The organism is Desulfobacter sp. UBA2225, from assembly GCF_002348205.1.
Taxonomy (GTDB): domain Bacteria; phylum Desulfobacterota; class Desulfobacteria; order Desulfobacterales; family Desulfobacteraceae; genus Desulfobacter; species Desulfobacter postgatei.
Map to the genome: position 1 here is coordinate 1 of NZ_DDYV01000352.1, position 10,698 is coordinate 10,698.

Annotated in this window: 12 protein-coding genes; 4 read left to right on the forward strand and 8 right to left on the reverse strand. The window is 45.4% G+C overall.

Annotation, left to right across the window (positions count from 1 at the left end):
* The 4 genes from B3D59_RS18185 to B3D59_RS18200 form a co-directional block, all read left to right on the forward strand.
* Nucleotides 1–844: N-acetylmuramoyl-L-alanine amidase family protein (locus B3D59_RS18185; protein WP_286822563.1), on the forward strand; the 844-nt coding region annotated here is incomplete at its 5' end.
* A gap of 29 nt (nucleotides 845–873) precedes the next feature.
* The gene (locus B3D59_RS18190) at nucleotides 874–1,659 is read left to right on the forward strand and encodes an enoyl-CoA hydratase/isomerase family protein (RefSeq protein ID WP_286822564.1); all 786 of its coding nucleotides are present in this window, start codon (nucleotides 874–876) and stop codon (nucleotides 1,657–1,659) included.
* 14 nt (nucleotides 1,660–1,673) lie between these two features.
* Nucleotides 1,674–2,978 carry a phenylacetate--CoA ligase family protein gene (locus tag B3D59_RS18195; protein ID WP_286822565.1) on the forward strand — a complete coding sequence of 435 codons (1,305 nt, stop codon included), beginning with the start codon at nucleotides 1,674–1,676 and terminating at the stop codon, nucleotides 2,976–2,978.
* Nucleotides 2,979–2,992: 14 nt separating this feature from the next.
* Complete coding sequence (locus B3D59_RS18200) at nucleotides 2,993–3,421, forward strand: ACT domain-containing protein (RefSeq protein WP_286822566.1); 429 nt, start codon at nucleotides 2,993–2,995, stop codon at nucleotides 3,419–3,421.
* A 249-nt stretch (nucleotides 3,422–3,670) separates the two neighbouring features.
* Here the strand turns inward: B3D59_RS18200 and B3D59_RS18205 are convergent, their stop codons facing one another.
* From B3D59_RS18205 to B3D59_RS18240, 8 genes are all read right to left on the reverse strand, one after another.
* Nucleotides 3,671–5,461: an SLC13 family permease gene (locus B3D59_RS18205; protein ID WP_286822567.1), complete on the reverse strand. Its 1,791-nt coding sequence runs from the start codon at nucleotides 5,459–5,461 to the stop codon at nucleotides 3,671–3,673.
* Nucleotides 5,462–5,565: 104 nt separating this feature from the next.
* The gene (locus B3D59_RS18210) at nucleotides 5,566–7,365 is read right to left on the reverse strand and encodes a HAMP domain-containing sensor histidine kinase (RefSeq protein WP_286822569.1); all 1,800 of its coding nucleotides are present in this window, start codon (nucleotides 7,363–7,365) and stop codon (nucleotides 5,566–5,568) included.
* A 181-nt stretch (nucleotides 7,366–7,546) separates the two neighbouring features.
* Nucleotides 7,547–8,500, reverse strand: a complete 954-nt coding sequence (locus B3D59_RS18215; protein ID WP_286822570.1) for an AAA family ATPase — start codon at nucleotides 8,498–8,500, stop codon at nucleotides 7,547–7,549.
* On the reverse strand, nucleotides 8,497–8,811 hold the full coding sequence (locus B3D59_RS18220) for a hypothetical protein (protein WP_286822571.1): 315 nt from the start codon (nucleotides 8,809–8,811) through the stop codon (nucleotides 8,497–8,499). Before B3D59_RS18220 ends, B3D59_RS18215 begins: the two co-directional genes overlap by 4 nt.
* A 273-nt stretch (nucleotides 8,812–9,084) precedes the next feature.
* Entirely contained in the window at nucleotides 9,085–9,354 is a 270-nt protein-coding gene (gene atpE / locus B3D59_RS18225) for an ATP synthase F0 subunit C (protein WP_004073167.1), read from the reverse strand.
* Nucleotides 9,355–9,442: 88 nt separating this feature from the next.
* Nucleotides 9,443–10,132 carry a F0F1 ATP synthase subunit A gene (atpB, locus tag B3D59_RS18230; RefSeq protein WP_286822572.1) on the reverse strand — a complete coding sequence of 230 codons (690 nt, stop codon included), beginning with the start codon at nucleotides 10,130–10,132 and terminating at the stop codon, nucleotides 9,443–9,445.
* 1 nt (nucleotide 10,133) lies between these two features.
* Nucleotides 10,134–10,535, reverse strand: a complete 402-nt coding sequence (locus tag B3D59_RS18235) for an ATP synthase subunit I (RefSeq protein WP_286822573.1) — start codon at nucleotides 10,533–10,535, stop codon at nucleotides 10,134–10,136.
* Nucleotides 10,535–10,690 (reverse strand): AtpZ/AtpI family protein, encoded by a 156-nt coding sequence (locus B3D59_RS18240; protein ID WP_349676912.1) that lies wholly within the window; start codon nucleotides 10,688–10,690, stop codon nucleotides 10,535–10,537. Before B3D59_RS18240 ends, B3D59_RS18235 begins: the two co-directional genes overlap by 1 nt.
* Nucleotides 10,691–10,698: the final 8 nt, after the last annotated feature.

Here is a 10,698-nt window from a genome sequence, read left to right on the forward strand (position 1 = left end):
TGAAAAGCCGGTGCATGAAAAGCCGATGTATAAAAAGGCGATGTATAAAAAGCCGATGTATGAAAGGCAGGTGTATGAAAAGCCGGTGCATGAAAGGCAGGACCGCATCACCACGGACCATCTGAAATCCTCTGACATTACCCGTCAGCTGGCTTTAGGTGTCAGAAAAATCGTCATTGATCCCGGCCACGGCGGCAAGGATCCTGGTGCTCCCGGATATATTGGAGGCGTATGGGAAAAGGACATTGTGCTTAAACTGGCAACAAATCTTGCAGAAAAACTGCGCAAACGCTTGAACTGTGAAGTTTTGCTTACCCGGAGCACAGACCAAAAACTGACCCTGGAGGAACGAACTGCCATTGCCAATACCAAGCGGGCTGATCTGTTTATTTCAATGCACTGCAATGCCGCCAACGACAAAAACCTGTCCGGCATTGAAACCTATATTTTAAACCTTGCCACTGATGAACAGTCCATTGCCGTGGCTGCCAGAGAAAATGCCACATCTGAAAAAAACATCTCGGATCTGGCCTATATCCTCAATGATCTGATGAAGCATACCAAGATAGAGGAATCCACGCGACTTGCCGGTAACGTTCACAAATCCATGATATCAGGCATGAAAAAAAGATACAGCAATATCCGTGATCTGGGGGTTAAACAGGCCCCGTTCTATGTACTGCTCGGAGCGCGGATGCCTGCAATTCTCATTGAGACATCTTTTATCTCCAACAAAACCGAATGCAAACGTCTGATGACCGCTTCCTACCGCAATGACATCTGCAACGCCATTGCCGGCGGGATAGAAAAATACATCAATGCCACAAATCCCAAGCACAGATAACTATAAAAATCAAATAACAGGTGAAATTTATGTCCTTTGAAAACATCATCCTTGAGATGGACAATGCCATTGGCATGATCTATTTTAATCGTCCCAAAGCCTTGAATGCACTGAACAACGCACTGCTTGATGAACTGGATACTGCTTTGGACCAGGTACTGGCCAACAAAGAAATCCGGGTGCTCATTTTCACAGGCACTGGAGACAAGGCCTTTGTAGCCGGTGCAGATATCTCGGAACTGACCCAAATGGATGCGTTGGCAGCAAAATACTTCTCCCGCAAGGGGCAGAAAATTTTCTCCAAAATTGAAGCCCTGCCCTTCCCAGCCATTGCCGCAGTAAACGGTTTTGCCCTGGGCGGCGGCAGTGAAGTGGCCCTGGCCTGCGATTTTATCTATGCCTCGGAAAATGCAGTGTTTGGACTGCCGGAAATAAACCTGGGCCTTATTCCCGGTTTTGGCGGCACCCAGCGACTCTCCAGGGTTGTGGGAAGAAACAGGGCCAAGGAGATGATTTTCACTGGGAACACTATTACTGCTGACAAAGCGCTGGAATATGGTATGGTCAACCAGGTGTGCCCCCATGAGTCCCTTATGGAGGAGGTTCAAAAAACAGCCCGGCGCATTGCAGCCAAAGGCAGCGTCTCCTTGAGAGCAGCCAAAGAGGCTATCCAGGCCGGAATAGGCTGTGACCTTGAAACCGGATGTCTGTTTGAAAACGATGCATTTGCCATAACCTTTGCAAGCCCGGATGCAAAGGAGGGCACATCAGCATTTTTAGAAAAAAGAAAGCCTGAATTCGGCGGTAATATTTAACCAGGGAGATAAACATGCCCATTTACGACATTGACTATGAGACCATGCCCAGGGAGGGCTTGGAGGCGATCCAGCTTCGCCGTCTCCAAACAACTATTGAACGGATTTATGCCACGGTTCCATTCTACAAGGAAACTTATGACAAAGCCGGTATCAAGCCTTCTGATATAAAACGCCTGGATGACTTAAGGCGCCTGCCCTTTACCACAAAACAGGACCTTCGGGACAACTACCCTTATCGCATGTTTGCCGTTCCCATGGAGCAGGTGATCCGCATCCACGCATCCTCGGGCACCACGGGCAAACCGACGGTGGTCGGCTACACCAAACGGGATATCAACACCTGGGCCGACCTGATGGCCAGAAGCATGGCTGCAGCCGGCGCCACCGCGGGAGATATTATCCACAATGCCTGGGGTTATGGTCTTTTCACCGGCGGTCTTGGGGCCCACTACGGGGCTGAACGTTTAGGCGCATCGGTTATTCCGGTTTCCGGCGGTAATACCAAGCGCCAGATCACCATTATGCAAGATTTCAAGCCCACGATCCTGTGCGGGACTCCCTCCTATATCCTCCACCTGGCGGAAGTGGCCCTGGAAATGGGTGTGGATTTCAAGGATCTGTCTTTTAAATCCGGTATTTTTGGTGCAGAGCCCTGGACGGAAAAAATGCGCCAGGAACTCGAATCCAAGCTCCATCTCAAGGCCGTAGACATTTACGGTCTGTCCGAAGTCATGGGGCCGGGCGTATCTGTGGAGTGCGTTGAAGAACAAAAAGGCCTTCATATTGCCGAAGATCATTTTATTGTGGAGATCGTGGACCCGGATACCCTGGAACCCGTTCCCCCCGGAGAGCCCGGTGAAATCGTGTTCACAACCATTACCAAGGAAGCCTTCCCGGTCATCCGTTACCGCACCAAGGACATCACCTCCTTGAACCCTGTTCCCTGCACCTGCGGCAGGACCCACATGCGGATGAACAAACCCACAGGCCGTACGGACGACATGCTTATCATTCGAGGCGTCAATGTATTCCCATCCCAGATCGAAAGCGTTCTTATGGAAAGCCGGGAAGTTGCCCCCCATTACCAGTTGGTGGTTGATCGGGTGGACAACCTGGATACTCTGACGGTCAAAGTGGAAATCGACGAAGCTTCCTTCAGCGATGACATCAAGGGGCTGCAGGCCATGGAAGGTAAAATTTCCCACGATATCAAGGAGCACTTGGGCGTATCTGCCAAGGTGGCCCTTGTGGAGCCTAAAACCATAGAAAGAAGCCAGGGCAAGGCTGTCAGAGTTATAGATAACCGCCAATTTTAACCAAGGAGATTATTATGGCTGAACAGATATCCATATTCATAGAAAACAAAGAAGGGCGTCTTGCTGAAGTCACGGCCATTTTAAGGGATGCCGGAGTGAATATCCGGGCGCTTTCCCTTGCAGATACCACGGACTTTGGTGTGCTGCGCCTCATTGTCAATGATAATGACAAAGCCACCGCAGCCTTACGGAATCAGGGATTCACCGTCGGCAAAACCCGTGTTTTGGCCGTGGAGGTGAATGATGAACCCGGCGGTCTGAACCAAGTGCTGGATCCGTTAAGTGAACAAGATGTCAATGTGGAGTACATGTATGCATTTGCCAACCCCCAGTGCAAAAACGCCATCATGATTTTCCGCTTTGATGACATTGAAAAGGCAAAAGTTATTTTGGCGAAACAGGGTATTAAGGTTATAGAGACGGAGGAAATCTCAAAGCTCTAAGAGCTTGTCCATACATAGCCTTTTTATCCATATTCTTCGTTGCGACTGAAGGGGCACATATTTCCAAAAATATGCGCCCTAAGCCACCCATAGGATACGAATCAACGACCATCTCCTGACGGACACAACAAACAATGAAAGATGTGAGTATTGAGTAGTAAGAAAACAGCTTGTTTTAAATCTCAATACTCAATACTTTCATATAAAAAAAATTGATCGACTCTGTAGCATTTATTTTTCCCCGGCCCTTTAAAAAGGCCAGAAAACAGGAATGAAAAGACTTGCGATAACGACTACAATTACATTCAATGGCAGACCCAGCTTGAGGAAATCTGAAAATCTATATCCGCCAGGACCATAGACCAACAGATTCGTCTGGTAACCAATGGGGCTGGCATAACAGGCGCTGGCGCCAAAACAGATGCCGATAATAAATGGCCGGGGATCCACGCCAAGTGAGACTGCGGTAGAGATCGCGATGGGAAGCAGGAGTACTGCAGTTGCATTGTTGCTTAAAATATGGGTGAATATACTGGTTAATACTATGATGGCAAAAAGGATCATATGTGGACTTTTGCCTTCGAATAGACTTAAAAACGCGTTTGAATAGAGCTCCGTTGCGCCTGTTTTCTGCATGGCCAGCCCTAAAGCCAGTGTTCCGACAATCAAAAGGAGAACTTCAGACTGAAATGAACGGTAGGCATCTTTTAAACTCAGGCAGTGGGTCAACGTCATTAAAAAAACGCCGGAAAGAGAGCATATCATGATGTCGACAAGCCCAAGTGTTGCAGCAAGCACAACAGCGACAAAAATTCCGGTGGCAATGCCGGCCTTTTCCCTGTCAACAATAGCGTGGTGAATATCCTCAATGATCACAAAGTCTGGACTCTTTCTTATTTTATCCAATTTGTTTCTCGGGCATTGTACGAGGAGAATATCCCCGATTTTCAACCTCCCGTTTTGTAATTCTCTATAGGAAAAATAACTCGTTCGGCTTCGTATCGCAATAATACATATATCGGCGTCGTTTTGGAGTTCATCTGACATCAAGGGTTCCCTCAGAAGGGATGAAAGTGGAGGAATAACAAGTTCAACAATGAGATCATCTTCGGGTCTCCCCCCAAATGTGAGACTTTCTTTTCCATGAATCAAAGATAATTCTTTGCTTTTCAGACAGGAGAGGATGTCCTGTGCCGCCCCCTTGACCAGGAAAATATCATTCTGCTTTATGCTCAGTCTGGTTCTGGACGGATCAAAAACACCTCCGTTTCTGAAAATTTCAATCACGCTCAGCCCTAAATTTTCTTTGGCATATACAGTGATATCTCTTTTCCCGATCAAGGGACTTTTTTCAGTGACTATCAGTTCTGCAATGTATTTTTTTTCTTTTCCTTCATCCAGTTCACATACAGGTGCAGTCCGGCCGGGCATGAGTTTTGGCGAAGCCAGAAATAAAAAAAAGATTCCGATTGCAGCTATGGGAACACCAAGGCGGCCGAGTTCAAACATAGATAATTGATCAAACCCGTTGAGGTTTGCAAGATCGCTGACAATGATATTGGTCGACGTGCCGATCAGTGTAGACGTGCCGGCCAGAATTGATACATAAGACAACGGGATGAGCATTTTTGACGGGGAAAAATCACATTCACAACTCAATCCCATGACAATAGGGATAAAAAGAGTCACAACCGGTGTATTATTAATGAATGCCGACAACACAGCTCCCCCAACAAGGATAATTAGAAAAGCAGATTTCCGGCTCCCTTTTGAAAATTTCAATACCAATTCCGTCAAAAAGCCGACAGCGCCGGTCCGTATCAGTCCATAACTTAATAGAAACATCGATCCTACGGTTATCACAGCGGGATTGGCAAACCCTGCCACGGTCTCTGAAGGGGAAAGTATTCCAGTCAGAGCAAGCAGCACCATAATTCCTATGGCCGTCTTATCAACCGAAATTTTCTCTGAAATCAGAAGGACTAATGTCACAATCAGAATCAGTGAGACCAAAACAACGGGTATATTTATCATTGACATAAAACCTCTCCGTCTCTAATTTATTGACAATCAAATTTTAGACAGCAACACTGAATTTTAGTCTGTATAATCAGGAAGTTTCTATTTACCCAAAACCAATATTGTCAAACAAGATTGGTGGGTAAAAAAATTCTGAAACATGTTCCCTCCCCAAGGGTCGATTCCACGTTAATTGTGCCGTTATGGTTTTCCGTTATGATAAAATTGGCGATAAACAGTCCAAGCCCGGCACCCTCTTTATCAGGCTTGGTGGAAAAAAAGGGTTCAAAGATGTGCCTGCGGAGATTTTCGGACATGCCTGGGCCATTATCTCTTATCTCAAGGCATACCTGATCTTCTTTACCATAAATTCTGATAAAAAAAGTCGGACACGGATTATCTGTGTTGCCGGCCATTGCATATGCCCCGTTTGACAGAATATTGAAAAACACCTGTTTTAATTCGCCGCCCCGGCATTTAACTTTTGGCAAATTAGGGTCATAATCCTTCATAATTTGAATGGCGCCAAAATGGAAATCATGCTCCAGAGTATATTCATTGGATGCCAGTTCAAGTGCTTGATCCAGGAGAATCGCTATATCTTCAACAGCAAACTCCATTTTGTTTCTTCTTGCGGAAAAAGAGAGCATGTTTGAAGCAATTTGAGACTGAATCACCATTTCTTCAAATCGTTGTTTTTCATCCTGCAGGGTTTGAAGGCTTAATGCCTCAACCAGAGCCATAACCATCATCATGGCAACCTCCTGGTCCTCAACCGTATATTCGCCTTCCATATCTGCAAAAACGACAAGACCAAGCACATCCTGACCGTGCAGCATTGGAAGCGCCATAATGGTGTCGATGGGCAGATGTTCCCTGGGCAAAAAATCAAATTCAGGATTCAAACTTACGTTGTTGAATATTAAAGGGGTTTTATCAGTAATTGTTTTGAGCAGTTTGCCGGATATCTGTTGTTTAAATCCCTGCTTTATAGATACGTCATTAAACTTATGATACTGTTTGCCAACCAGATCGGAAAACGCCAGAATATTCAAATACTCCTTCCTGTCACAGACCAGCCCTACAAAACAATAGGGAGCTGGAACCACGCCTTGAGCAATGGAAATAAAAATTTCTGCGATTTCTTTAACGGACTGTGCGGTCATGGATCGTTGAAAAAATGTATTCACAGAGGAGATAACCATGCGCTGGTGCAAATTTTTTTTCTCCTGCAAAGTTTTCTGCTGTACCTCACCTTCTAATATTGTATTGGTACGCGCCAGATCTTCTGTTTTTTCTTTAATGTCATCACGCATGCGCGCAAAATTACGTGAAAGTATCCCCACCTCCCCCACACTTGTTTGGTCAATTTCCTTATCGATATTTCCTGAAGTTATCTCAGAGGTGATGCGGGCAAGCCTTGCAACCGGCTTAGTAATGAGGGTAATCAAAAAAATAAGCACCACAGCCATGACAAGGGTCACGAAGAAAGAAACCCCAAACATTTTTGTCCGAAAACTAGCCAATTTTTTTTCAATCAAGCTGGTGGAATAAACAACCGTGAACCTTCCGAGCGTCAATCCATTATAGTCGATAACAAAAGTTTTCTTTATATCCGTTCCGCCCAAAGGGAACTCTCTTATAAGATTGATATTAATATTAAGTTCCGAATCATGGATGGCAAAGCGTTTCATGTTTTTGTCATCAAAAAAAGTCTCCATGTTCATTTTTAAGGCTTCCATATCCACATTATAAAGGGGAAGGGTATTGATATTCTTCATGAGATAGGTGGATTTGTCAATTTGAGCCCGCAGGCTTTCTAACTCAAGGGCCTTTACCTGGTGGGTGATGTAGGAACACAAAAACAGATTCATGACACTGAAAGCCACAATGACGACTGCAATGATGCGGGTCTTTAATCCCATATGATTTCTCTGGTTACCACTAAATGATTGCAACGACAAGCGGTTCGGTCAGACCGGATACTGTCGAATCATATTTCTGGACGGATATTTTATATGAAAGTCTAAATAAGTTATTGAATTACTTTCATGTTTTGTTTTGGGTTGAGCCTGGGTATTAATAGACCGGATTCGCCCATGGCTGTTATTTAAGAAGAGCGGATTCGTTTCCGGACACTCTACGAACCAGACTTCGATAGTCTTCGGAGGCCGTTGAGCCTGGTGCAAATTCAAAGATGGTTTTCCCAAATGAAGGTGCCTCAGCCAAACTTTCATTGTAGCGAATGGGCTTACATAATTGTTCTGGATACAATTTTTTAAGTTGATCGTACAGCACCTTCGGACCCTTGATCCGCAAGTCAAGGAATGTGGGCACAATGTATTTTAGTTGTATTTCACTTCTGTACTTTTGAATGGCACCAAGGCTTTTTATGAATTCGGACATCCCATGCAAAGGCATGACTTCAAGGGCAACCGGCACAAGTACCTCGGTTGAATAAAAAAGGACATTAACAATCAACTGGTCCCACCCGGGAGATGTATCAATCAAAATAAAGTCAAACTGATCATCCAAAGGTCTTAGGGCTTCGGACAAAGTAAACTCAGCACCAAAGCTTTTTTTGTCAATAATTCGTTTAACGCCTGCCAGGGATTTTCCACCCGAGAGCAGCCATAAATTATTCCGGGCCTCAATCAGGCAGTCAGAAACCGACAGTTCATGGGTTAAAAGCTCGGTCAGGCCGGCACCCGGTTTTTTCCCGAGAATATAAGAGGACTGCCCCTGGGTATCGGTATCCACTAAAAGGACTCTATATCCGGCCAAAGCAAGGCCTGCACCAAGATTTACACTGGTGGTGGTTTTGCCTACCCCGCCCTTGCTCAGGGTGATACAAATCTTTCTGGCCACACCCCCTGGTCGGCGTTTCGTATCGACTGGTTTCTCGTCCAATGTCAAAAGAGAGGAGAGGGATACAGGAAATTTAAATTTGCATGATTTGCAGCTAGCCAGGATGTTTTTTTTACCTGCATCTGCAAAAGGTTTCAACGTGTCAGGGTTTACTTTATGGTTTCTGGCACATTTGGGACAGGTAATAATCACTGGTCCTTCTCCTTTTGTAACTCGGCCATAATAGCTTCAACAGCAATACTTGCCAGTTTTCGCATGGATACATGGGCGTTGTCATCACCGCTGACCTTTATTCTGATTTTGGCCTTTCCTTCCCATATTTCCACGGAAACATTTCCCCTGAACTCAGTCCATGAGGGATTTAGAATCGGTTCCGGCAAATCGGATTTGGATTCATCCTCACTGCCCCGGTATATCAGGCAGTCCAATTCCTTTGTTGAACCTTCAAACGCTTTATCATCAGTGCATAGAAGGCTGTCCATCACATTTTTTTTTTTCACCATTCCTGTGTTACCATTCTGCTTATCATTGCTTACTCAATATTCATTCCCGCCCAATTTTACTCGGATATCATCTTTTAACAGAGATCGCGACCCGGAACAAATGGCGGAAGTGTCCGTCCTCGGTATTTTATCCGGGTATCGGCTGGAAATCTATGGAATTTTCACTCGTTAGATAATATCAGCTCCCCCGTGTCCATGCAAGAAAAAACAAAAAGGGCGTCTCCATAAGGAGACACCCTTTTTTAAACGAATGTATCGTTGAACAGCTGCGTATTAATGTCCGCCAAGTGTAGCAACAGCAGGACCGATTGCAGGATGAACGAACAGAAGGATCATCGCAACAACCAAAGCATAAATACACAGAGATTCGATCAGGGCAAGACCGATCAGCATGTTCACCTGGATTTTACCAGCTGCTTCAGGGTTTCTTGCGATACCAGCCATGGCACCATTCAAACCCAGACCCTGTGCAATGCCGCAACCAAATGCAGCGACACCAATTGCAAAAGCTGCTGCCCAGACACTACCAACGAGAAATTCCATGAGATTTACTCCTTTTAATAAAGTATTATAAATGAACGGGCTTCTTCCAAAATCCCGTAAAAAGGCTTACATTTTGTATTCATTAAGTTTAATGCGCTTCTTCAATGGCGCCTGCGATGTACATGGTCGGCAGCAGGAAGAATACTATGGCCTGAATCAAAGATACAAGAATACCCATTGCCATAATGGGAAGAGGTATCAGAAAAGGGCCGGCCAGCATCAGAAGGATGCCTACCACCAGCTCATGACCCATCATATTACCGAAGAGACGCAAAGTCAGGGACAGTACCCGTGCCAAGTGACCGATGACTTCAATGATAAAGAAAAGCGGCATAAGTACCGGTACGGGTCCCAGGAAATGTTTAATATATTTTACACCATGTTTCTTGATGCCGATGATATGGCTCCAGGACACGGCAATGACGGCCAAGGCAACGGTGGTGTTAATGGATGCTGTGGGCGGATAGAATCCGGGAACCAGGCCGAACAGGTTACCTAACAGGACAAACAGGAAAATAGTCAGCAGCAGAGGAGCGGAATCTCTTCCCTCTTCTCCGGTGATACCAATCATAAACTCTTCAAGCCCGGAGATGATTACCTCAAAAACATTCTGAACGCTCTTGGGCACGAGGGTGACGCTTTTGCCGCCAATCCAGCCAAGAATAACGAGAATAATCATTGCAAGCCACATGTAAGTGACATGCGCATGGGTCCCTGCCCAATGTTCCAGACCAAACGAACCAAACAACGAAGTAAGAAATAGATATGGGTGTTCCACCTTAAACCGCCTCCCTGAATATTATCTTTGTTAATTCAATTGCCGCTGCTATAAACGTGCTTGCCACTACTACGGAAAGGCCCGCCAGAAGCCCTACCGGATGTACACTGCGATTTGCGATCAGCAGAAAGATAATCACTGCCGTCAGTGCAAAACGCAGATAATATTTAACCAGAAGCGCACCGATCAGAGATTTTCCCTTTTCAAGCACCCGCTTTTGGTTGAAATTTTTGGTCACTGTATTTTTGAGAACATGGAAATTGATTGTCACAATCAGACCGCCCAGAAAAACCCCGATATACACTTTGGGGGAGGCTATAAGCAATGCCACAAGACTTGACCCCAGAAACAGAAGCCAGTTAGTCCGTGTGATAAAGTTTACTATTTTCTCAAGTTCATCCATTAATATTTTTCTGCTTTTTTTCCAGCTCTGATAATGTTGCTGAACCCGGCTGCTATGCCGAACCCAAGCCCCACCAGCAAAAGGACCGGTTTTGTACCAAAAATTGTATCCAGCCAGTATCCCAGTGCCAGCCCTATGACAATGGCCAGAGCCACGGATATGC

What these genes read in the sequence shown, in the direction of transcription:
- B3D59_RS18190 (WP_286822564.1), top strand. Translation starts at nt 874, where the DNA reads ATGTCCTTTGAAAACATCATCCTTGAGATGGACAATGCCATTGGCATG.
- B3D59_RS18195 (WP_286822565.1), top strand. Translation starts at nt 1,674, where the DNA reads ATGCCCATTTACGACATTGACTATGAGACCATGCCCAGGGAGGGCTTG.
- B3D59_RS18200 (WP_286822566.1), top strand. Translation starts at nt 2,993, where the DNA reads ATGGCTGAACAGATATCCATATTCATAGAAAACAAAGAAGGGCGTCTT.
- B3D59_RS18205 (WP_286822567.1), bottom strand. Translation starts at nt 5,461, where the DNA reads ATGTCAATGATAAATATACCCGTTGTTTTGGTCTCACTGATTCTGATT.
- B3D59_RS18210 (WP_286822569.1), bottom strand. Translation starts at nt 7,365, where the DNA reads ATGGGATTAAAGACCCGCATCATTGCAGTCGTCATTGTGGCTTTCAGT.
- B3D59_RS18220 (WP_286822571.1), bottom strand. Translation starts at nt 8,811, where the DNA reads ATGGTGAAAAAAAAAAATGTGATGGACAGCCTTCTATGCACTGATGAT.
- atpE (WP_004073167.1), bottom strand. Translation starts at nt 9,354, where the DNA reads ATGGAATTTCTCGTTGGTAGTGTCTGGGCAGCAGCTTTTGCAATTGGT.
- B3D59_RS18235 (WP_286822573.1), bottom strand. Translation starts at nt 10,535, where the DNA reads ATGGATGAACTTGAGAAAATAGTAAACTTTATCACACGGACTAACTGG.